This is a genomic window from Oligoflexia bacterium (assembly GCA_034439615.1).
In the GTDB taxonomy this organism is placed as follows: Bacteria; Bdellovibrionota; Bdellovibrionia; order JABDDW01; family JABDDW01; genus JAWXAT01.
In genome coordinates this window covers 144,075-167,204 of the sequence record JAWXAT010000031.1, presented here as the reverse complement: position 1 = coordinate 167,204, position 23,130 = coordinate 144,075, and the positions used below count along the sequence as shown (strand labels likewise).

Genomic DNA, 23,130 nt, shown 5'->3' with positions numbered 1-23,130 from the left:
AGTGTTCAATGATTGTTGTGAGATCCCTAATACTTGCCACAGCGGGTCACGTTGATCATGGTAAGTCTACCTTTGTTAAATATCTAACTGGCCTTGATCCCGATCGTCTGCCCGAAGAGAAAACTCGCGGCATGACACTAGACCTTGGTTTTGCTTCTGTGCCTGGAATTTCATTTATTGATTGTCCCGGTCACGAAAGTTTCATTAAACACCTCGTAGCTGGACAAAGTGCTGTAGACGGCGCCTGTCTGATCATCGCAATGAATGAAGGAATCCAAGAACAAACCCTAGAGCATATTCGCATTCTAAATTGGCTAGGCACAAAACAAGTCATGATCGTTGTGACAAAAACTGATCTCACCGACACCAAAGAAGATGCTCAGTACCAAGCCAGTGAAATATATGAACAAGCCCAAAAGCTTTTTTTACCCGACGTAAGAACTGAACTTCTTTTGGTCTCTCATCATATTCCGCGTCACGATGCTATTAATAAAATAAAAACTTTTTTTAAACCAATTCGCCAAATCACAAATCATTTTTATAACCGCTTCTTTCTTGATCGTATATTCACCATCAACGGTGCGGGCTCTATTGTTACTGGTTCATTTTCTGAGGGTGAAATTGAAACAGGAACTCGCGGCCTTATTTGGCTCTCAAATAATAAAAAGCCACGCCCCGTAGTTGTTAAGACCATAAGACATGAACACTTTGCTCCACAGAAATGGTTAACAGCGGGTAGAGTAGCTTTTGGTTTAGATGGCGTTTCACCCGAAGAAGTTCCGCGTGGAAGTGTTTTATTATTTCAAGAAAAACTACCTCCCCTTGCACGAAGCCTTGCGCTTAATCTCGATTGGGCGATTGAACAGAAAAAACAATTCACAGCTACAATTCAAGTGGGCACCTTATGCCTACAAGCAAAATTACGATTACACCCCAAAGGTTTTTGGCGCGCGTATCTAGAAATGCCAGCACCCATTATGCGTGGTGATAAACTCGTGGTTCGTTTACCTGAGAGAATCGAAGGTCTTGGCCAAACAGTTGCCGCGGGTAATGTACTTGATGCGTATCTTCCAACTAGACAAATTAAAAGCGCACCACCACAAGATACACGTGAGTTTATTAAATGGTGTCGTGAGAGTGAAGGCTCAGAAAAATATGATCTTGAAGATTGGGCATTACGACTTGGCCTACCCAATGAAGAAGTAAAACAATACGTCGATCTATTTCGAAAAAATATTCCACAAGTGAAACCCGAAAAACCCAAAATGATTGATGAAAGACTTCTTCGTGAACTAGAAGAAAAAAAATGGGAAGGTTTTGTTAAAGAAGATGAACTAGATCGAGCCCATACATTAGTGAAGGCTCATTTTGTAAAACATGTGAAGGCAAATCACTTTTTACATAATGATCATTACAATGAACTTTTAAATTGGCTTGAATCTCACTTTCAAAAACACGAAGAACTCACCCTTGATCATGCTCGTGACTTTTTTAAAATTGGCCGCAAGCATTTCATTCATTTATTAGAGTTTTGTGATCGCCTGCATTTTACTTTTAGAAAAGAGTTGGTGAGAAAACCTTTTAAGCTCCCGTCATATCCCCCCCCATTAAGCGTCCGCCCAACAGGTGCACGTGCAGATGGTCCACAGTCTGGCCACCCTGTTTCCGGGTATTAATAACGTTTCGAAAACCACCTACAGAAACACCCTCTTGATCAGCAACCTTACGCATAGCTGTGAAGAGCTCCGTCATTATTGACATTTCACTAAGTGGTACATCCGCAAGACTTTGGTAGTGCTTCTTTGGAATAAAAAGATAATGAATGGGGGCTTGAGCTGAGATGTCTTTAAACGCTAGGATCTTCTCATCTTCATATACCTTCTGAGAGGGAATCAGCCCTTTCACGATCTTGCAAAACAGACAATTCTCTAGTTCCGACATGGGTCCTCCGTGCGTGCAAAGTTCCAAATTGAAACTAGGCACAAGTTTAATTCAAACCAACTCTGGAACCACTAAAGCAGTGCGTCACGCGCCAAATCAAATAAATTCTTCATTAAGTGTGTAAATTATTGGCACAGCGGTTGCTCTAGTGAGTACCCGTGAGGGTAAAGAAAATGGCAACAAAAAGAATATTGATCTTAGTTTATATCGCAACCGTACTAGCAATCTCAGGCTTCGCAAAGGCTGCAGACCACAAAGTCGATCACGGCACTGCACATATAGAGAGTGTTAAATTAGATGCTGAACGAGGTGTTCTCTCAATTCATGCAACAGCGCCGAATCCGTGTCATGAAAAAGCTTTGGTACGAATACTTAAAGTAGATGCGTATTCCCACGTTATACAACTCGCAGTTTTAACAGTACCTAACACTGGAATTTGCGCACAAGTCATTCAAGATTTCGATTTAGTTTATGACTTACAATCTGTTCGCGCGATTCCCGGCCGCACATATACATTAGAGTTTGAAAATTATGTCGGCGAAGAGGTTAATCTTAAGTACACAGCTCCACATGTAAAAAAAGAAGATGAGGAACTAACTTCCTTAAAACAAAGTTTTAAAGGCAACTTAGCCTACTACACAGATCGCGGATACGTTATTAAAAATGGCAGTGAAACACTTCAGGTAATCGCCCCTCGATTACCTCTTGAGCACTTCCAAGGTAACCTCGTAAGAATTTCCGGTTATGTTGTTGTTCAGAACAATGGCTCCCCAGCCATCGTTCCGATGAGTGTCAGCGCAGCACTCAAGTAACCAATCCCCTGTTTTGTATTGAAGTTAGCCGTCTCAGGCTCCATCCCCATCGAAACTGAGACGGTTTTTTTATGCCCTCCGACAAAATTTAAGGAACTCGCTGAATCGATGCGCCTAAGCTTTGAAGTTTCTTTTCTAGGTTTTCATAGCCGCGATCTAAATGATAAATGCGACTGACTTGGGTTTTTCCTTTTGCCACAAGACCTGCAAGCACAAGTGAAGCGCTGGCTCGAAGATCGGTTGCCATTACTGGCGCGCCGGTGAGGCCATTTGGTTTTCCGCGAACGATCGCTACTCTTGATTTTGGTGCTATATCTGCGCCTAATCGTGAAAGTTCTGTTACGTGCATAAATCGATTTTCAAAAATAGTTTCAGTAATAATGCTTGTCCCCTGAGCAACACACATTAATGCCATGAACTGCGCTTGAAGATCTGTGGCAAAACCAGGATATGGTTGGGTTGTAATATCGGTAGCGGGGAAAAATTTTCCGGATGATGAAACACGAACGCCCGAAGCTTTCCCAGTGAGTGATTGAATTTTAAATCCAATTTCAGAGAGCTTCATAATAAGTGATTCAATAATTACCGGGTTAAACCCTTCAACCGTTACTTCACCACCTGTGATGGCACCCGCAATCACAAGTGTGCCCGCCTCAATACGATCAGGCATCACCTCGTGTTGTGTAGCCTTAAGACTTCCCACACCTTTAATAGTGATAATGCTTGTGCCATGACCTGTGATTTTTGCGCCCATTTTATTGAGATACTCAGCAAGATCTACGATCTCTGGCTCTTTAGCAGCATTTTCTAAAAGAGTTGTACCCTCGGCCAAAACAGCGGCCATCATTATGTTTTCAGTTCCCGTAACAGTTACTGTGTCAAAAATAATAGTCGTGCCTTGAAGTTTCTTACACGTGGCTTCGACATAACCCTCTTCAATTTTAATAGTCGCGCCCATTTTTTCTAAAGCTTCAAGGTGAAGATTAATGGGCCTCGCACCTATGGCACAACCTCCCGGAAGACTCACGCGCGCGAAACCGTAGCGAGAAATAAGTGGGCCAAGACATAAAACGCTGGCTCTCATTTTTCGAACAAGATCATAATGTGCTTCAAGATTTTTTGCTTCTTCACTTTCAATAATAACTGTGTTGTCAGCTAATGAAGTTTTGCAATTAAGACTTCCCAAAAGTTCTAATGTTGATTCCACATCTTTAAGATGGGGAACATTTTTAAATGTATGTTTTCCTGAAGCCAGAAGTGAGGCGAACAATATGGGAAGTGCTGAGTTTTTCGCACCACTCACACGAACGGTCCCTTCAAGAACGTGACCACCTTCAACTATGATTTTATCCATTTTATTTTACCTTGTTGTTGTACTGGTGCTGCAATTCACACTTTATATGTTTATTTTACAGATTTTCTTTTCTGATGGCACGCACGATTCGCGGGTGGCCAGAATAATCTGCGGCCAAGCGGCCCTGGTCTAGATCTTTTGAATCAGCCAGAATTTTTTTAGCAACTTCACCTTGGTCTGAGCCAATTTCAAAAACTAAAAGTCCTAATGGTTTTAAAAGTTTAATGTACGAAGGCATCCAGCGATTTATAAGTTCATCACCTCGACTTCCACCAAAGAGTGCTTGTTCTGGCTCATAGCGACGCACATCTTCTTGCAGTTCAGACTTAACTAGGGTGCCAATGTAAGGGGGATTACTAGCCACAATGTCAAACTGCTCTGTTGTGGATTGTGCATAACTCTCAAAGTCTTGATTAATAACTTCAACGACTTCAGAAACACCAAGCTTAAGTGCATTACTTTCTGTAAAACTACACGCGACTTGTGAACTATCTAATAAAACTACACGGGCATTTGGAAGTTCCGCTGCTAATGTTAAACCAATGCAACCTGAACCACTGCCTACATCTAAAATGCGAAGTTCGTTGTAAGTAAAACCACCTTGCTTCACCCAAGTTAGAACTTCATCAATCAAATGCTCAGTCTCTGGCCTTGGAACCAAAACACCAGGGCCAACAGAAAAACCACGGCCGTAAAATTCTTTTTCACCAAGAATATATGCAACCGGTTCTTTTTGACTTCGACGCTTTACCATTTCTTTAAAAGTACTGAGCTCTTCATTTTTAAGCGGCTGATCAAATTTGAGATAAAGATCTAATCGACGACAACTAAGTGCTCGCGCAAGTAAAAGCTCAGTATCCAGACGCGCTGATGAAATGCCTTTTGAGACAAAATGTTTAGTCGTCCAATCAATGATTTTTTGAATTGTCCATGCTTCAGCAGTACTCAATTAAACACCCTCATAACAGTCATCATTGACTCTTTAACGCTTCAGACTGGTGATGTGCAATTAACGGCTCAATCACTTCTTCAAGATCACCAGCGATCACTTTATCTATTTGATAAAGCGTAAGACCAATGCGGTGATCCGTCACACGACCTTGTGGAAAATTATACGTGCGAATTCGCTCACTGCGATCACCCGTGCCAATTTGCCCGCGCCTTTGAAAAGATAATTCATTTTGCGCTTTAAGAATTTCAGCATCATACATGCGTGCATATAAAACTTTAAGTGCTTTAGCTTTGTTTTTAATTTGTGATTTCTCATCTTGGCAGACAACAACCACACCCGAAGGAACGTGAGTTACTCTAACAGCAGAGTCAGTCGTGTTAACACTTTGCCCTCCAGGGCCACCACTTCTAAAAACATCGATTTTTAAATCTGAGGGGTTAATATTAATATCAACCTCTTCAACTTCGGGTAAAACAGCCACAGTAACTGTTGATGTGTGAATGCGACCTTGTGTTTCAGTTTTTGGAACACGCTGAACTCGATGAACACCACTTTCGTATTTAAGCTTACTAAATACTTTTTTGCCCTTAATGCCCATGATAATTTCTTTAAATCCACCCATGTTACCAGGGGCCATGGACATCATTTCAATTTGCCAACCATTTTTTTGCGCAAACTTCATATACATTGTATAAAGCGATTCAACAAATAAAGCGGCCTCATCACCACCAGCTCCCGATCGAATCTCTACAAAAATATTTTTATCATCGTTTGGATCTTTTGGCAGAAGATGAAGTTTTAATTCTGCCTCAAGCTTGTGTAGTTTTGCTTCAATGCCTGGTAGTTCAAGTTTTGCCATCTCTTGAAGCGATTGATCTTTTTCTGTATCCATCATGAGTTTTGTAGATTCAAAATCGGATTTAATTTTTTTATACTCGCGATAAGAATCCACCAACTCTTGAAGTGAAGCGTACTCCTTCATATAAGCCGTATATGTTTTTGGATTACTCGTAACATTAGGATCAGATAAAAGTGAACCCAGCTCAGTATAGCGCGCCTCAAAGACGTGTAGTTTTTTAAACATTCAAAGTTTCCATGAGCTAGGCTTGTTCAGCGAGACGCTGTTCAAAAACAGGTGAAGAAATAGATTCAAATTCAATTAAACTTTCACGTTTCTTTTTAGGATCTTTCGATAAATTCTCTTCTCTCCACAAACATGCCTTGAGAGAAGCAAGACCTACTTCAATTTGCTCATCATCAGGTTCACGTGTTGTGAGATTTTGCATAAAAAGCCCAGGCTTACTTAATGTTTTTAACCATGCTGGGCATGAATCACTACCCATGAGCTTAATAAATTCATATGACAATCCAACAATGGGGAGCATCAATGGAATTTTGATTAATGCAAACAATAGACTTGTCAAAACAGGCGAAAGATCAGGGCGCGGTAAAAGTGGAAACACAGCACTAAAAATAAGTATCGACGCTAAAATGACAGTTAAAATAAAACTGGTTCCACATCGCGGATGAAATCTTGATTGAATGCGAGCATTTTCAATAACTAATGGTAATTGTTTTTCAAAAGCGAAAATACTTTTATGTTCAGCACCGTGATACTGAAAAACGCGCTTGATATCTTTCATTAATGAAATGGCCATGACATACCCAATAAAAATCGACATCTTTATGAGTCCATCAATGAAATGAAAAGAAAACGTATCAACAGCTAATGAATTTAGAAAAAATCTTCCAAAAAGCTCTGTGAGTAAATGCGGGAGTACTACGAACATGAAAATTCCCATTCCAAAAGCCACCACGATACTTGCAACGATAGCGCCCTTTGTCAGCGCTTCAGATTTATTATCTGCTTGTTTTGTTGGATCGGCTTTTTGTTCTTCAAGTGAGGCAAGTTCTGCTGAAAAACTTAAAGCACTTATTCCATTCATCATTGATTCAACAAGAATGGTCATGCCGCGAAGAATTGGTTTTTTAAGAAACGGATGTTTCTCAGAAAGACTGACCCACTGAAATTCTTTAACAATGATTTTTTTATCACTTGGACGACGAACGGCGACAGCCATTGAATTTGGTGAGCGCATCATTACGCCTTCAATAACGGCTTGTCCGCCAACGGCCATAGTTGTGGCCATCAACCAGCTGTGTTTTAAAAAGTTGGTTGTTCTCAGAGAAAACTTATTTTTTGACGGCTGCAGTATTGCCAGCGTATTTTTTACGGAAACGATCAATGCGGCCTTCCGTATCCATGAGTTTGTGTTTTCCTGTGAAGAACGGATGACATTGTGAACAGATATCAGTACCAAATTCTTTCTTGGTTGAATTCAATTCAAAACTTGCTCCACAAACGCAGTTTACTTTTACTTTGTAATATTCAGGGTGAATTCCATCTTGCATTTTTCAAACCTCAATTATGCGCTTTGCGCCAACTCTTTAAAACCGTTACGAAATTAAAGAATGTTTTTAACAAACCTAAGAGCCTTTTGGCAAGCCCTTTTCAGGGTTTAGGCGTTCATGCTTTGCATGAACTCAGAATTAGTCTTCGTGGCCGATACTTTATCCAGCAAAAACTCCATGCTATCCACTACGTTCATGGGCTGCAGGACTTTACGCAGGATCCAAACCTTCCCTACTGTCTCTTTACCCACTAGGAGCTCTTCTTTACGGGTTCCTGACTTATTAATGTCAAGACATGGAAATATACGTTTTTCCATGAGTTTACGGTCTAAATGAACCTCAGAGTTACCAGTTCCTTTAAATTCCTCAAAAATTACCTCATCCATACGTGAACCAGTATCGATTAGGGCTGTAGCAATGATCGTAAGACTTCCGCCTTCTTCAATATTACGAGCTGCCCCGAAGAAGCGCTTAGGCTTATGAAGAGCATTAGAATCAACACCGCCTGATAGAATTTTACCCGATGGTGGTACAACCGTGTTGTACGCACGAGCAAGACGAGTGATGGAATCAAGCAATATAACGACGTCTTTTTTATGCTCAACAAGACGCTTTGCTTTCTCAATAACCATTTCAGCAACTTGAACGTGACGAGTTGCGGGCTCATCAAATGTAGAGCTAATTACTTCACCCTTAACGTTACGTTGCATATCTGTTACTTCCTCAGGACGCTCGTCGATCAGAAGTACAATCAAAACAATATCAGGATGGTTCGTTGAAATCGCATTTGCCATGTCTTGGAGTAAAACTGTTTTACCAGTTCTGGGAGGCGCGACAATTAAAGCTCGCTGACCCATCCCCATAGGAACAAGCATATCTAAAATTCGAGTGGAGTAATTTGAAGGCTTGTACTCAAGGTTGATGCGTCGCTGGGGATAAAGCGGAGTTAAGTTATCAAAGAGAATTTTATCGCGAGCTTTTTCAGGAGCTTCGTGATTGAGAACTTCAACTTTTAAGAGAGCAAAGTAACGCTCACCCTCTTTAGGTGGGCGAATGGTACCTGAAACAGTGTCACCAGTTCTTAAGTTAAAACGTCTGATTTGTGAGGGTGAAACGTAAATATCGTCAGGGCCCGGGAGATAATTGTAATCTGGAGCGCGCAAGAAACCAAAACCATCGGGTAAAATCTCAAGAACACCTTCACCATAAATTTCGCCTTTTTCGGCTTGTTTCTTGAGGATTTCAAAGATCAGATCTTGTCTTCTAAGCCCCGCTCCGTTTTCGATACCGAGAGATTTGGCCTGCTCATTAAGATCGCTAATCTTTTTGTCTTTTAGTTCTTTGAGATTCATGAGGAAAACAGCTCCTTAAATAAGATTTAAAATGTGTGGGGTTTTGTTTCAGGAAATTCTTATTAGTTTCTTAAGTGGTTAATGGTTTTCGCCTTTGGAACAACCCTAATTTACGGTTATTGGCTTTAATGTCAATAGCTTTTTAAAGCCAATTTCAGTCACTGAAGCTCAGAATCGTCACCGATTTTTTAAAAAAGCTCCCTCATTTCAAGCTAATTGCACCTTAAGTCGTCATTCTCTGGCCCATAAGTTGAATATCATTAAGTTCGAACGTGTCCTTTTGTATTTGGAGGAAGTTGACATGCGCCCCTCAATGAAAACTGCTGTAGTCGTAATTTTAGCGTTAGGTTTCGTTGCTTGTAATAAAAGCAGCGACAATAACGGCCAAGGTGTGCCCCCCGGTGTACATAATGGTTTAAATCCACAAACAGGTCAGCCTTGGAATAATGTTCAAGGTCAAGGGCCCGTTAATTTTCAACAAGTACACATTGCTGGTGGACGCATTAGCAATCGCACGCTTTTTGTTCAGCCAGCTCAATCAAGAACATTTGAAGAGACATCACTTGAATCATGCAATGTCAGAGATTTGTATGATTCCCCAAGACCCGAAAGAAGAAAAGGTCGTTTTGCTCGCAATGTTTATGACATTAATTTGAACTTCGATGCCCAAGGAAATCTCAACATTGTCATGGTAACTCCCATTGGTATGTTGAAAAACAGCCAGCCCATTCAGTACAAACTTAATCGTGGTTCACAGACTATTGAAATCAATCGCTTCGCATTAGAAGGTTCCCCCAGTATGGTTTACGTAAGTAAACAACAAGAAATGTCTGCTCGCTTAGCTGCTCTTCAAGAAAGAGAACGCCGAAGATTTGATTCAAGAGACGACCGTGACGATCGCTCACGCAATCGCCGTGATCGCAACATCAACATTGATATCAATGCTTCAATCGACGGTGGTTTTAATGGAAGTTGGGATAACGAACCCCTCTTTGGAAATGGCAACTATGGAAATAGTGATTTAGGTTCGGGTGGATTTAATCCTGATTTCCAAATTGGACAAAATCCTAATCCAGCAGCCCATCAACCAAACAATCCTTATTTTGATAGCGGATTTAATACTGGTAACCCAGGTGCGGGAACTCTCATTGCAAGTTTTCCAGGTTTAGTTGGTCGCATTCATGTTTTGAAACAAATAAATCCCCAACATATTACACATATCGAAGTAGGTGCGCCACGGTCACGTAACAATGCTACTCCACCTGCTCGTTACCGATTAGCAGCCACTGTAACATCACCTGATTATGGAATTTGTGAATCTGATTTTAGAGTTGATAGAGCCGATTTCACCCTCCAATAACGTGTAAAATCAACCACTTGCAGAGGCCCTCTAAGTGCAATAGAGGGTTTCTTTTTACCTACCCATAGGTCTAACTCGCCTAAATACCTGATAGCATTTATGAAATATACCGCCAAAATTTTGACTTTTTTCATCAAGTCTTTGTGGGGGACTCCGAGAAGTATATTAGAGGAGAGGGTCGTAATATGGAAAACCAAACTAACACCACAGAGCAAACAGAAACACCTGCACAGCGCTTTAATGTCGAGCTTGCATTTGAGATTAAGAGAAATTATGCACGTCAGACCAATAAGGCTGAAGTTCGTAACATTTCTTTAACTGGTGCTCTGGTTAAAACTGAACAACCCTTAAAACTCTCTGAAAAAATTCATGTATTTTTATCAGTAAGCGGACGCACACGTAAAGTGGTAGCTACTGTAGTATGGGTTGGCGATAAAGGTGCTGGTTTACAATTTCAGCCTTTTAATAATCGCGATCTTCAAATCGTGGATGATATTATTTATTACGCCACCGAAAAATCTTCTTCTAACAAAGACTTGTTAGAATCAATTCTCAGTAAAGTTGCTTAATTAAATTTTAATTTAATCAAACTTGTGTGAGGCCCTGGCTCTTACGGGCATTTCTGCGTCTGATTGCGACCAATGCACCGCCACCAATAAGTAATACTCCGCCCACAGCTGCATACATAACTGTGTCTTTATCCATTCCATCTTTTTCTTTTTTACGTTTTGCGATGGGTGGTGGTGGTGGAGCATTTAAATCGGTGGGAGGAGACACGGGTGGAATATTTGGGTCAATTGCACCAATCGCAGGCACCGGTGTTGGCACTGTGTTTGTTGGTGGTGCTGCAACCACGGGTTCTTCAACTGGTGGTGGTGGTGGAGCTTGTGCAACTTCTGTTCCTGGCTTCGCACCATAAGCAGCAATTGTTGCAGCTGGTGGCCAGTATTGAAGTTCTGTTCCAGGAGGTAAATCAGTAGGAGCAGCAAGATTTTTATTTATTGAAAAAATCTCACGATATGAACCTTCAGCGCCATACCACTCAGAAGCTAAAGTCTTAAGTGTATCACCTTCTTTGGTGGTGTAAGTCGATGCTGGTAAACCTTGATCTTCATATACTGTAATAAGTTTTTCGCGATCGTCAGGTCTTGTAGGTGAGTTGAAATAAACTTTGTCACCCGTCTTCACACCCTTTTTCAAATGTGGATTAGCTTTTTTAAGTTGTTTTGATTTGTCTTCGCCGAAAAGTTTTTGACTAATACCTGCTAGGTCATCGCCTTCTCTAGCGAGATAAACTGTATTAAGTAATTGTCCGCCTTTTTCAAAAGGCACATCTTTAATATGTGTGAGCGGAAGTTTTTTTCTAGGAGCCGGTGGTTCTCCAGAACTATCCGTTGTACCTGCTCCAAATAAATCTCCAGAGTTTGAATCATTTTGAGCTGTCTCAGTTGGAGCTGATTCAGTAGGAGCTGCGGCTGTATCTGTTGATGCAGAGTCTGTGGGCGCTTGTTCTGTTGCAACTCCATCAGTTGAAGGTTGTTCACCGTCAGTAGGTGCGGCAGCTACTTCACCCTCAGCTGATTCTGGCGGAGGTGATTGCTCACCACCAGCTGTCATTGAGCTATCGCCTGATTCGACGGGAGCTCCGTCATCTGCTGAAGCTTCTGCTACGTCAGATGAACCTTCTTCTGCTTGTTCGTCGCTTGAGCTACAAGATACAACTGTGAAAAGCAGAGCTGAAAGGAGTAAATGCAAAACAACTGATGTCTTCCTCATGATCCAATCCTTCGGTGTTGTTAACAGCGTGTGAGCCTTTCCTAAGCTCCTATTACTATTTAACCACACTCTGTGCCACTCTCGAAATAGAAATTAATTGTGAGACCGAGGGCTTGACTACTATGGTAGATTTATCCTCTACTTTGGTGTGTAAAAGGAGCTTTTGAATATGAAAACCAAGACCTTGGTACATAAAACTTTTGCTGCAATTATTTTTTCTGTTTTCCTCATGAAGACAATAACTATTCAAGCACTGACATTAGACCAGTTAAAACGAGTGGATCGTATTGCAGAAATTCATGAAACCGCGGTGGATGAAGTACTTAAAACATCGAAGTGGCTTGAAGATGTGTGCTTAGCAGATGGTAAAGACGATGAGTGTTTCGCACAATTATCGAGAGTAAATTTTTTCTATGCTGTTGATCACGACAAAAAAGATGAGCGCATTAAACGCTATCAAAAAGCAATTGATGCCGCCGACAAAAGCTTGGCACTGAATACAAAAAACATAACTGCAAATTTTTGGAAAGCCGCCGCAATTGGCAAGCAGGGCTTAGATATCGGAATCAGCAAAGCCTTTGGCAACGCACCTGCAATGAAAAAACATTTAGAGATTATTTTAAGTATCGATGAAAAATTTGAACAAGCGGGTGCCCACAGAGCTATGGGAAGACTCTATTATGAACTACCAGGCTGGCCCTTCAGTTTTGGAAGTTTTCCTAAAGCATTAGAGCATATGAAAAAAGCCGTTGCTCTAGCCCCTGAACATTATGGAAATCGCATTTACTATGCGCAGGCAGAACTAAAACATACAGGCAATAAAGATCTTGCGCGGCCACAGATTGAGGCTGTTTTAAATATGAAAGATGATCCTCAACATAGAATTGAACAAACTGAATTTAGAGAACTCGCATTAGAGTTAAAAAAGAAACTTTAAAAAAATTTTTATCAAACCAACTTCCTATAAAAGTTTCTGATTAAATTAAATTTATAATTTTAGTTTTGCGCCAAGTTTAATATTTTTTCGCACAAACCACCCCTTGGGCACCTCAAGAGCGTATTTACCAGGCTTTATACTGGAATATGTTTTTGGTTTTTGATCCATGGGGCTAGCCGGCTCCATATCTGTGATCTGAAAAAGAATTCCTTTTTCATCAAAGTAGCCGATGCTTAATGGGATCAACGTGTTTTTCATCCAAAAACCAAGTTCTTGAGAACGAGGGAAAATAAAAATCATTCCCTCTCCATCTTTTAAAGAAGTTCTAAACATTAAGCCCTGAGATGATAACTCTGGATTATCAGCCACTTCAACCAGTAATTCTGTTTGATTTAACGTTATTTTTTTCATTTTGAATATTAAATCTGCATGTACGTCGGCAATAAAAAATAATAGCAGGAATGGAATCACTTGAAACTCTCGTAATTCAAAGCAACACCGTAACGAAGCCCTCTAGTCGAAACGCGAAGTTCTGATTGCTGAGCAACATCAAGACCACACTCAAGAAGTGCACAACCTGCGACTATAACGTCGGCTCGCAACGGCTCTAAGCCTTTTACCTTTTTTCTTTCTTCTAAAGTAAGGCTCCCTAATTCTTTAGCAAGTTCTTGAATACGTGATTTTGTCAAAACATGCCCCTCAACTTTACTGTCATCAAAAGAAATTTTTTGATCAATGCACGCTAAAGTAGTGGGTGTACCGGCAACTGCGATAATAAGATCTGGATCAACACGCCCATATTCTTTTAACACCTTAAGAACAACTTGTTTCATGTTTTCATATTCTGTAAAATCAATGGGATCTTTCTTAAGATAGATTTCTGTTTGGCGAACACACCCCACATCAAAACTTCTTTCTTTAAGCGTGTTTCCATTTTCAGAAAAAATAAGCTCCGTTGAACCACCGCCCACATCAATTACAAGTATTTTTCTTTTGTGTGCATCGGGTACTGCAGACACAGCACCAGCAAAACTTAATGATGCCTCTCGACGACCCTCAATAATGTGAATGGGAATCCCACGACCACGACCCAATTGAATAAGCTTATGCCCGTTAGTTGCATCGCGTGCTGCACTAGTCGCTGTGGCAATTACTTTATCGACTTTATTTTCTTTAATCAGCTCTTGAAACTCTGTGAGACAACGAGCTGCGCGTTCAAGCGCAATAGGTAAAAAAGCACGATTTTCATGAACTTTTTCACCCAAACGCACAACGCGCGCAACGTCTTCAATAACTTTGAGCGATCGCGTAGGCGATTGACCTATCACCTCCGCAATAAGACAGAGAAAGGTGTTTGTGCCAAGATCAACCGCAGCGATTTTCATGACAGTCCTTTTTAGAACGGTAATTTTTTAAGCAATTCCTTAACTTGAGGATTATCGATTTTTTCAAGCGCTTTTTTCACCGCAGCTCCACCTTCTTTTTTCAAATAGGCTTTGGCCACAATTTGCGCAGGACCATCCATTTTCAAACACGGTGAAGTAGCTGAGCATCCCATTTCATAGGGAATAGCTGTTCTACCGTCGCTGTTCTTAAGCTCTCCTGGAACATCACCACCACCGGGAATTAAAATTTTACCAGCTAGAGAAAGATTCATATCAAAATCTACAAAACCATTCCCGTTAACCCCAGTGTTTCCTTCTTCCATATCTGCAATCATGCCGACAATATTAAACTTGCCATCTGAAATAGTAAAATCAGATTTTAATTGTTTAAATTTTCCTGAAATATCCACAGCGCCCAATTTATCTTTTGCACCAGGAATGCTTTTAAGTTTTTCACCCACACCCTGCATGGCCTTAAGAGCTGACCAAGTACCTTTTTCGATCCTAAAATTTCCGTTACCCTTCATTGATTGTTTCACTTTAGGTTTTGAAAGCCCCGAACCGTTTACGGCAAACTTACTATAGACTTTACCCAAAACCGTATCTTTCATCACAGGCATTTGGTTTGTAATCGCGGCATTTATATCAAGAGCTGAGACATCACCACTTGCGGAGTATGTGGGGTCAACACCTCTAAAATCGATTGTGGAATTAAAATTCAAATTTCCACCAAATGCACTGGCACTTGCTTTCTTTAATGCCATGACAAGATCTTTAAACGTTAATTCTGTATCAAGGCTTGTGAGTTCGGCCTTATTCACAATAATTTTTGCAACTTTCATTCGACCCGTAAAATCAACAGCGCGCGCTGTTGGATTTTTCTTCATCACACTAATAGGGCCACTTGCTGATTTTTCAGCATCAGGTGCCGTTTGACCCGAAGCTTGCTGCGCTTGTTCTTCTTGTTTTGCGGCGGCTGCATCAGCTTTTTTCTGTTCAGGTGTTTTTTGAGGAAGCATGCTGTCTACGTCTAAAAGTTTACTATTCACATTTACGACGATTACAGGCTTAGAAAAATTTCTAATCGTTCCATCCATTGATAAATCACTTGCACCAATTTTTAGTGAGGCCTTACTAATTGCAGCCGTATCACTTGTGAAATTAAGATTTGCGTTCATGTCAGTCACGCGTGGAACGATTCCCGGTGCTTGAAGGCTGGCATTATTCACATTTGCCTTACCATCAAATACCAACTTAGAAACAGGCCCTGAAATTTTAATATTAAACTCAGCTCCACCCTTCATGTCGAAATCTTTCAAAGGAGCAAGGGCTTGTTGCCAATGTTCAAAATTAAAGTTTTTTCCGGTGAGGGTCATATTTACGACTGGCGCATCAAAGTTATCAATCGTACCAACAGAATCAACGGCCGCGTCAGCAATTTGCAAATGCCCTCGTGTGATTTTTAAATTTTTATCAGTTGTTGTTAGCGTAACACCCAACTTTAATGGAACTTTATCAGTTTTATTCATCAATGTTGTGTAGCGAACAACAAGATCAGTCATGTCAGCATCAGCATCAAGATCTAGTTTTTCAAATCCATTTGAGGCCATGTAAATGCCAGCCTTACCCTCAAGAGTGAATGAACCCTTTAGAGTAAGCTCTTTCATTTGTTGAACATTTAAATTTGATTTCATTTTAAAATTAAAAGGTTTGTTCACACCAAAACGTAACAAATCAAAATCAAAACCTGTGATTTCAGTTTTAGTATTTGCTTTTTCATCTAGGTATGTCACTTGACCATCTACAATATTAAAACTCAATTCAACAGGTAGCGCACCACTTCCACCTGAGCTTTTACCTGCAGCAGCGTCAGCTTTAGCCTGTTCTTGTGCTTTAGCTGCCTCAGAGCCTGGAGCTGCTGGCTTCATAAGTTTTGAAACATTAAGTTTACCATCAAGGCCTGAAACAACTCGAATTTGGGGCTTTTGAACAACGAGTGTCACCGATGGGTTGCCAGAAAGTATTGAGCTAAAAGGAACTTTTAATTTTGCATCAGTCATTGCAAATACAATGGCCTTACCTTGTGAACCTTTTTCTGAAAGTACAAGTTTTTCAATTTGGATATTAACACCACCCCAAAGTGAAAGCTTAAGGTTGCCCAACTCAAGATCAGCATTCAAATTATCTTCAACAGTTTTTACAATCTGTGGACGAAATTTATTAGCGTCTACAAAAAGCGGAACCAAAACCAAGGCCAAAACAAATAGACCCACGAGAACACCAACGAAAATTAACAGCTTCTTAAGCATAAGGTCATTCTCCCTTTAATTTCTTTTTCAACAAATCATTGACGACTTGCGGGGCGCCTTGGCCCTTCATTTCTTTCATCACTTGTCCTACAAAAAATCCAAAAACTTTTTCTTTACCAGCTCGAAATTGATCTACTTGGCCTTGGTTTGCTGTCATGATTTTATCTATGACAACTTCAATAGCTTTTGTGTCTGTTACTTGGGTGAGGTTGTTTTTTTGAATAATCTCTTCAACACTAAGACCTACATATTTCTTTTGAGCTAAATCTTCAAAAATTGTTTTTGCGATTTTTCCGGAAATTTTTCCGGCATCCATGTGCTTCAAAAGATCTGCGAGTTGTGTTGTTGTAATGGGCGATTGTGTGATTTCTAATTTTTGTTCATTTAAGATGCGTAAAAGATCACCCATGATCCAGTTACTCGCGGCTTTGGGGTTTCCACCTTGTTTAACCACATCTTCATAAAATTCGGCTTGTGGCCTAGAGGTTGTAAGAATTTGCGCGTCATATTCAGGAATTTGATATTCACTTACAAACCGCTTTAATTTTTGCAATGGAAGCTCAGGCAATCGAGCCTTCACCTTCTCAACCCATGCGCGATCAACTGTTAGAGTTAAAAGATCTGGATCTGGAAAATACCGATAATCATGAGCTTCTTCTTTTGATCGCATAGGCATTGTGCGATTTTTATCTGGGTCATACAGCCGTGTTTCTTGTGAAATTTTTTGCCCTTGCTCAATTGCATCTACTTGCCGACCAATTTCATACTCGATAGCTTTTTCTACAAAACGAAAGCTATTGATATTTTTAAGCTCCACTCGTGTTCCAAAAGCTTTTTGCCCTACAGGCCGCACACTCACATTTGCATCACAGCGAAGACTGCCTTCTTCCATGTTTCCATCGCAAACACCAAGATAAAGTAAAATTGATCTGAGGTTTCTTAAATACTCACCCGCTTGTTTTGCCGATCTAATATCAGGATCACTTACGATTTCTAAAAGTGGGACAGAGCTACGATTAAGATTCACGAGGCTAAAATCACCATGATGAGTGCTTTTACCCGCGTCTTCTTCCATGTGAGCCCGTGTGATGCCAACTGTGTTTTCAACGCCATCTACTAAAAAAGTAACTTTTCCTTTAATGCAAATGGGTTCGTCGTATTGAGAAATTTGATAACCCTTGGGTAAATCTGGATAAAAATAATTTTTTCGTGAAAAAACATTGTTCTCTCGAATTTCACAACCCAATGCGAGGCCCGTCAATATTGAGTAATCCACAACTTGCTTATTTAAAACGGGCAGGGCTCCTGGCATTCCGGTGCAAACGGGACATGTGTTTTCATTATCTCCTGCTCCAAATGAAGAAGAGCATGAGCAAAATATTTTTGTGTTTGTTAATAATTGCGCGTGAACTTCAAGACCAATTACTGCTTCAAAAGCCATGGGGTCTCCTTACGGGCAAGCCAGAATGTTTTTCAACCGTATAAGCGGCGCGAATGATCTTTTCTTCATCAAAGTGTTTACTTAAAAGCTGCAAACCGATTGGAAGACCTTCTTTTGTAAAACCACAATTCACACTTAAACCGGGGATACCCGCAAGTGATGGGCTTAAAGTAAAAACGTCATTGAGATACATGGCCAGTGGATCAGTGGCTTTTTCACCTAATTTAAATGCGGGGCCTGTTGCAACGGGTGTTGCAATTACATCGCATTTTGAAAATGCTTTTAAAAAATCATCGCGAATAAGTCTTCGTACCTGACAGGCCTTTTTGTAATACGCATCATAGTACCCACTTGATAGTGCATAAGTGCCAAGCATAATCCGACGCTTTGGCTCTGCTCCAAAACCTTCACCACGTGAGCGCCTGTAAAGCTCATGAATATCTTTTGCCTCTGATGTGCGATGACCAAATCGTACGCCGTCATAACGAGCAAGATTTGAGCTTGCCTCACAAGGTGCTATTAAATAATAAACTGCGATTCCATATTCAGTAAGTGGCAAAGAAACCTCAACCACTTCTGCACCTTGAGCTTTTAAAACACTCACCGCCTGATCAACAGCTTTACGAACTTCAGGTTCAATTCCATCTACAAAATATTCTTTTGGAAGACCAACTTTAAGGCCTTTCATATTATCGATAATTTTTTCGCTAAACGCAGGAACCAAAACATCTGCTGATGTGGAATCGTGTTTGTCTTTTCCTGAGATCACCTCAAGCATTAATGCGGCGTCTTCAACATTTTGAGCCATGGGCCCGACTTGATCAAGTGACGACGCAAAAGCCACAACACCGTAGCGTGATACTCTTCCATAGGTTGGTTTTATTCCAACTACTCCACAAAAACTTGCGGGCTCACGAATACTTCCGCCCGTGTCTGTGCCAATAGAGGCTGGAGCAATGCGTGCAGCAACAGCTGCTGCAGAACCACCGCTTGACCCACCAGGCACACGAGTTAGATCCCAGGGGTTTTTCACAGGGCCAAATGCTGAGTTTTCGTTACTCGCACCCATAGCAAACTCATCAAGATTTGTTTTTCCAATTATGATCGCACCAGCAGCTTCAAGTTTTTCAACAACAGTTGAAGAATAGGGGGGAATAAAATCTGCTAATATTTTTGATGCAGCCGTTGTTTTAACACCTTTAGTGAGAAGTAGATCTTTTACGGCGACACAAACTCCCGCGAGTGCACCCGGATCTTTTTTTGAACTTACTGTTTTATCTATTTGATCAGCACGAAGGAGCGCTTCTTTTTCACAAATCGTAATAAAGGCGTTAAGCTTACCTTGTGTGTCTTTGGCTCTTTTAAGTGAGTCTTCAACCACAGCTCGCGCTTTGATTTCGCCACTTCGAACTTTGTCGCGTAAAGATTTAATTGTTAATTCACTCAAATCCACTTCTTATACTCCTTAATTCGATTTCTTATAAAACGGGCGGCACTTTGTAGAGGTTTCCAGAATTTTGGGGTGCATTGCTTGTAGCGGCGCCGGGTTCAAAACCTTTTCCCACAACATCTTCGCGAAATGATTGCGCCATTTCAGTGGGTGTTACAAGCGGGGCTACGCCATCAGTGTTTACTTTTGATAATTGCGAAATGAAATCAACAATTGCTGTAAGTTGTTTTGAATAAAGGGTGTGCTCTTCTGGAGTAAGCTCTAACCGCGCCAAATCAGCAATTTTTTTAATTGTTTCTTCGGACAACGACATACAAAAAACCTCCAATTAGGTACGCCGTTACTTTTTGTAATCGACGCACTTGTTTTAAAAACGAACACTAGAAACTAGAAGAAAACAGAGATCTAATCAATCACCTTCTGCTTTTAACGCGCGGTGTAATGTGTGGGAAATGTGGATTAAATATAAGAGTTGGGTTATTTGGTGAGCATGTCCACAAAACAAATGACTTCAAAAGAAGTTCTGAAAAAAATTACTTCTTTGGAGTGCACTCCAAAGAAGCATAACGAAGACGCACAAAAGCTTATGGAGCAGTTAGCCTCAGATCTTGATGATCACAACTATAAATATCACACACTCGATAGACCCGTGATTTCTGACTTTGAATACGATCAATTACTAAAAGCTTTAGAAAAACTTGAAGAGCTCTACCCCACGCTAAAAAGTATTGATAGCCCGGTTCAACGAATTGGCGGCAAACCCTTAAGTCAGTTTAAAAAAGTTGCACACAGACAACCCATGCTTTCACTTTCAAATACATATTCAGCTGAAGAGATTAGAGACTTTGACCAAAGAGTACTTAAAGTTTTAGATGCACCCGCTGAGAAAAAAATCATTTATTTAGCTGAACCAAAACTTGATGGCCTTGCCATAGAAGTTATTTACGAAGACGGCGTGTTGGTTCAAGCACTTACGCGCGGTGATGGCGTCACAGGTGAAGAGGTGACTGCAAATGTTCGCACTATTAAAACTATTCCACTAAGACTTCGAACAAAAAACCCACCACAAATTTTAGAGGTCAGAGGCGAAATTTTATTATTTAAAAAAGATTTTGCAGATCTCAACACTCAACAAGTTGAAGATGGTGATGAGCCCTTTGCGAATCCACGAAACGCGGCAGCTGGAAGTATTCGCCAACTCAATCCTAAAATCGCAGCTTCACGACCACTGCGAGCATATTTTTACGGTTTTGGAACCATCGAATGGGGAAAGGCTGCAAAAGAAAAACCATCAAAACATGAGTCCTTAGAAAAACTTATTCTTGAGTGGGGCATTCCAGTTAATCCTTTAGGTAAAACATGTGAGGGTGCTGAAGAAGTTATTAAATATTATGAATCACTTCAGAAAAAACGCCACGCACTTGAGTACGATATCGACGGCATTGTAATTAAAGTTGATGATCTTAATCTTCAAAGAGATTTAGGTTTTATAGCAAGAAGCCCACGCTGGGCAGCGGCGGCCAAATATCCGCCCGATCAAGCCAAAACAGTTATTGAAAAAATCGATGTGCAAGTTGGAAGAACCGGAGCCCTCACACCGGTTGCCATTATGCACCCGGTAACTGTGGGTGGCGTGACCATTACAAATGCCACACTTCATAATCAAGATGAGATAGATCGAAAAGATGTGCGTGTGGGTGACACCGTTGTTATTCAAAGAGCGGGTGATGTTATTCCTGAAATTGTAAGTGTCGACTTAGATAAAAGACCTCGTGAAAGTAAACCATTTAAACTTCCGTTAAAATGCCCCGCTTGTGGTGTAGAGGCTGTCAAACCAGAGGGGGAAGCGGTACTTCGCTGTGAGAATTTACTTTGCGAAGCTAGGCTTAAAGAATCACTGAAACATTTTGTAAGCCGCAGAGCTTTAAATGTTGAAAAACTAGGTGATAAAATCGTCGATGCACTTGTGGATAATAACTTGGTAAAAACATTTTCTGATCTCTATCGCCTTGATAAAGAAAAATTAGAAACCCTTCCAAGACAGGGGGATAAATCTATCCAAAATCTTTTAGAGAGTATTGATCGCTCTAAATCATCAACCCTTGCGCGCCTCATCTATGCAATGGGAATTCGATTTGTTGGAGAGCAAACCGCAAAACTTTTATCTCGTCACTTTAAAAATCTTGAAAACTTTTTAAGCGCATCAGAAGAAGAACTTCTCGATGTAGAAGAGGTGGGTGAAAAAGTTGCCCAGAGCATTCTTAAAAGTATTAAGTCAAAAACTTTTTCTCAAGAGATGCGCGCCATATTAAAACAAGGCGTTACATTAGCCGCCGCTGAAAAAAGCAACTCAACCACTCAGCAAAAATCCACACTTGAAAACCTGACCTTTGTAATCACGGGTTCACTTGGTGAAATGTCTCGTGATGAGGCAAAAGATTTTATCGAAGCTCACGGGGGAACCGTGAGTTCATCAGTAAGTAAGAAAACAAATTATCTCTTATGTGGTGAAGACGCAGGCTCAAAACTCACAAAAGCTCAAGACCTTGGTGTTCAAATCATCTCACTTGAAGAGCTTAAAAAATTAGCCGCAAAATCATAAGGTGTCTAAAACCTCTTGATACCTACTTGCTATTTCGTCTAAATTTTTTCTCATGAGATCTCTTTGCTTGGCTAAAAAATCAAATCGATAAGATCGATTCAACCGGCAAGCTTCAGAAAAAATAGGAAGTGCATGTTCATAACTACCGGTTTCAAAGAGTGCGCGCGCTAAATAAACACCGGCTTCATCGTCAAGGGGATCAATTCCAAAAGCTTTTCCCAAATCGACTGCGGCTTGCTCCCAACTTTTTTCTTCAAAATATACAAGCCCACGTGCACGGTGAATGGGTGCAGAGTTTGGATTTAAACTTAAACCCTTTTTAAAAGTCTTAAAAGCCTTATCTCTTACCTGGCTGTCAAAATATGTTTTTCCAAGTAGGCCCCAAGACACATCATCTTTTGGATTTAATTCAACCGCTTTTGAACATTGCCGAATAGTTTCAGCAAAAAATGAATCTTGATAATTCACCCAACAAAGTTTGGCCCGAATTGCTGCTTGGTTACCTAATTTTTTAATTGCAGCAATATATATTTGCCGCGCTTCATAACGGTCATGGGCATACTCAAGAATTTCACCAAGTGCAAAAACCGAATGTGACTTTTTAGGATTCAAACTTATTGATCGCCTGATACTTTCAATTGATTCATCCACATTTTTATTTTGATGTTGGGCCAAACCCAACTCGTACCAAATCTGTGCATCTTTTGGTTCTCGTGTTGTTGCAATACTTAAATAATGAACCGCCTCTGGCCATTTACGCATTCGTGAATAAAGATGCCCTATTTCGACATACCCTTTTGCCGTTTCATTATTGGTAATGAAATTGGCAATCATGCGCTTTGCTTCTGGAACTCTTCCTGAGCGATAAAGTTTTTCTGCCGTTTCAATAAGCTCATCGCGGGCAAAGGCACTTGCCGCAAATAGCATGAGAAAAATCAAAATCAGGACTCTTCGAAAAGCTGGCATACTATTAGGCTAACGGTAATGGCCCTTTCAGACAAGGCCGTTGACAGAACTAAGTGAGCTCGACCATGCTCTAAGGAAGAT

Annotated in this window: 21 protein-coding genes; 6 read left to right on the top strand and 15 right to left on the bottom strand. The window is 40.6% G+C overall.

All coding sequences use genetic code 11. The features are described from left to right. The first annotated feature begins 17 nt into the window (after positions 1 to 17). Positions 18 to 1,676, top strand: a complete 1,659-nt coding sequence (locus tag SGI74_07560) for a SelB C-terminal domain-containing protein (protein MDZ4677355.1) — start codon at positions 18 to 20, stop codon at positions 1,674 to 1,676. Here SGI74_07560 and SGI74_07555 read toward each other — a convergent pair. Continuing rightward, positions 1,582 to 1,941: a histidine triad nucleotide-binding protein gene (locus SGI74_07555; GenBank protein MDZ4677354.1), complete on the bottom strand. Its 360-nt coding sequence runs from the start codon at positions 1,939 to 1,941 to the stop codon at positions 1,582 to 1,584. The two genes, SGI74_07560 and SGI74_07555, sit on opposite strands and share 95 nt — an antisense overlap. 173 nt (positions 1,942 to 2,114) lie before the next feature. Between SGI74_07555 and SGI74_07550 the strand changes: the two genes are divergently transcribed. Beyond that, complete coding sequence (locus tag SGI74_07550) at positions 2,115 to 2,753, top strand: hypothetical protein (GenBank protein ID MDZ4677353.1); 639 nt, start codon at positions 2,115 to 2,117, stop codon at positions 2,751 to 2,753. An 88-nt stretch (positions 2,754 to 2,841) separates the two neighbouring features. Here the strand turns inward: SGI74_07550 and murA are convergent, their stop codons facing one another. The 6 genes from murA to rho form a co-directional block, all read right to left on the bottom strand. Further along, the gene (gene murA, locus SGI74_07545; protein ID MDZ4677352.1) at positions 2,842 to 4,107 is read right to left on the bottom strand and encodes a UDP-N-acetylglucosamine 1-carboxyvinyltransferase; all 1,266 of its coding nucleotides are present in this window, start codon (positions 4,105 to 4,107) and stop codon (positions 2,842 to 2,844) included. Positions 4,108 to 4,162: 55 nt separating this feature from the next. Beyond that, positions 4,163 to 5,056, bottom strand: a complete 894-nt coding sequence (gene prmC / locus SGI74_07540) for a peptide chain release factor N(5)-glutamine methyltransferase (protein ID MDZ4677351.1) — start codon at positions 5,054 to 5,056, stop codon at positions 4,163 to 4,165. Positions 5,057 to 5,078: 22 nt separating this feature from the next. After that, a complete protein-coding gene (prfA, locus tag SGI74_07535) occupies positions 5,079 to 6,143 on the bottom strand; it encodes a peptide chain release factor 1 (GenBank protein MDZ4677350.1) in 1,065 nt (354 codons plus the stop codon). 16 nt (positions 6,144 to 6,159) lie between these two features. Then, the gene (locus SGI74_07530; protein ID MDZ4677349.1) at positions 6,160 to 7,209 is read right to left on the bottom strand and encodes a DUF1385 domain-containing protein; all 1,050 of its coding nucleotides are present in this window, start codon (positions 7,207 to 7,209) and stop codon (positions 6,160 to 6,162) included. Positions 7,210 to 7,252: 43 nt separating this feature from the next. After that, complete coding sequence (gene rpmE / locus SGI74_07525; GenBank protein MDZ4677348.1) at positions 7,253 to 7,471, bottom strand: 50S ribosomal protein L31; 219 nt, start codon at positions 7,469 to 7,471, stop codon at positions 7,253 to 7,255. A 107-nt stretch (positions 7,472 to 7,578) separates the two neighbouring features. Continuing rightward, positions 7,579 to 8,823 (bottom strand): transcription termination factor Rho, encoded by a 1,245-nt coding sequence (gene rho, locus SGI74_07520; protein MDZ4677347.1) that lies wholly within the window; start codon positions 8,821 to 8,823, stop codon positions 7,579 to 7,581. A gap of 313 nt (positions 8,824 to 9,136) precedes the next feature. Here rho and SGI74_07515 point away from each other — a divergent pair, with 313 nt between their 5' ends. Continuing rightward, positions 9,137 to 10,183 carry a hypothetical protein gene (locus tag SGI74_07515; GenBank protein MDZ4677346.1) on the top strand — a complete coding sequence of 349 codons (1,047 nt, stop codon included), beginning with the start codon at positions 9,137 to 9,139 and terminating at the stop codon, positions 10,181 to 10,183. Between the two features lie 185 nt (positions 10,184 to 10,368). Then, positions 10,369 to 10,752 carry a PilZ domain-containing protein gene (locus SGI74_07510; GenBank protein MDZ4677345.1) on the top strand — a complete coding sequence of 128 codons (384 nt, stop codon included), beginning with the start codon at positions 10,369 to 10,371 and terminating at the stop codon, positions 10,750 to 10,752. A gap of 16 nt (positions 10,753 to 10,768) precedes the next feature. Here SGI74_07510 and SGI74_07505 read toward each other — a convergent pair whose 3' ends face one another. Further along, positions 10,769 to 11,959, bottom strand: coding sequence for a LysM peptidoglycan-binding domain-containing protein (locus SGI74_07505; GenBank protein MDZ4677344.1), 1,191 nt, complete (start codon positions 11,957 to 11,959; stop codon positions 10,769 to 10,771). A gap of 169 nt (positions 11,960 to 12,128) precedes the next feature. Here SGI74_07505 and SGI74_07500 point away from each other — a divergent pair, with 169 nt between their 5' ends. Next, complete coding sequence (locus SGI74_07500; protein ID MDZ4677343.1) at positions 12,129 to 12,896, top strand: TRAP transporter TatT component family protein; 768 nt, start codon at positions 12,129 to 12,131, stop codon at positions 12,894 to 12,896. A 51-nt stretch (positions 12,897 to 12,947) separates the two neighbouring features. Here the strand turns inward: SGI74_07500 and SGI74_07495 are convergent, their stop codons facing one another. The 6 genes from SGI74_07495 to gatC are packed head-to-tail and all read right to left on the bottom strand — an operon-like array spanning position 12,948 to position 19,794. Further along, the gene (locus SGI74_07495) at positions 12,948 to 13,307 is read right to left on the bottom strand and encodes a DUF192 domain-containing protein (protein MDZ4677342.1); all 360 of its coding nucleotides are present in this window, start codon (positions 13,305 to 13,307) and stop codon (positions 12,948 to 12,950) included. A 56-nt stretch (positions 13,308 to 13,363) separates the two neighbouring features. After that, on the bottom strand, positions 13,364 to 14,281 hold the full coding sequence (locus SGI74_07490; protein ID MDZ4677341.1) for a Ppx/GppA family phosphatase: 918 nt from the start codon (positions 14,279 to 14,281) through the stop codon (positions 13,364 to 13,366). An 11-nt stretch (positions 14,282 to 14,292) separates the two neighbouring features. After that, positions 14,293 to 16,590, bottom strand: a complete 2,298-nt coding sequence (locus tag SGI74_07485) for an AsmA family protein (GenBank protein ID MDZ4677340.1) — start codon at positions 16,588 to 16,590, stop codon at positions 14,293 to 14,295. A gap of 4 nt (positions 16,591 to 16,594) precedes the next feature. Further along, entirely contained in the window at positions 16,595 to 18,031 is a 1,437-nt protein-coding gene (gatB, locus tag SGI74_07480) for an Asp-tRNA(Asn)/Glu-tRNA(Gln) amidotransferase subunit GatB (protein ID MDZ4677339.1), read from the bottom strand. Beyond that, positions 18,021 to 19,484 carry an Asp-tRNA(Asn)/Glu-tRNA(Gln) amidotransferase subunit GatA gene (gene gatA, locus SGI74_07475; protein ID MDZ4677338.1) on the bottom strand — a complete coding sequence of 488 codons (1,464 nt, stop codon included), beginning with the start codon at positions 19,482 to 19,484 and terminating at the stop codon, positions 18,021 to 18,023. Before gatA ends, gatB begins: the two co-directional genes overlap by 11 nt. 25 nt (positions 19,485 to 19,509) lie before the next feature. After that, positions 19,510 to 19,794, bottom strand: a complete 285-nt coding sequence (gene gatC / locus SGI74_07470; protein MDZ4677337.1) for an Asp-tRNA(Asn)/Glu-tRNA(Gln) amidotransferase subunit GatC — start codon at positions 19,792 to 19,794, stop codon at positions 19,510 to 19,512. A gap of 177 nt (positions 19,795 to 19,971) precedes the next feature. On the opposite strand from gatC, the gene ligA reads away from it, so the two are divergent. Next, positions 19,972 to 22,083 (top strand): NAD-dependent DNA ligase LigA, encoded by a 2,112-nt coding sequence (ligA, locus tag SGI74_07465; protein MDZ4677336.1) that lies wholly within the window; start codon positions 19,972 to 19,974, stop codon positions 22,081 to 22,083. On the opposite strand, the gene SGI74_07460 is transcribed toward ligA, so the two are convergent. After that, positions 22,078 to 23,049 (bottom strand): tetratricopeptide repeat protein, encoded by a 972-nt coding sequence (locus tag SGI74_07460; protein ID MDZ4677335.1) that lies wholly within the window; start codon positions 23,047 to 23,049, stop codon positions 22,078 to 22,080. The two genes, ligA and SGI74_07460, sit on opposite strands and share 6 nt — an antisense overlap. Positions 23,050 to 23,130: the final 81 nt, after the last annotated feature.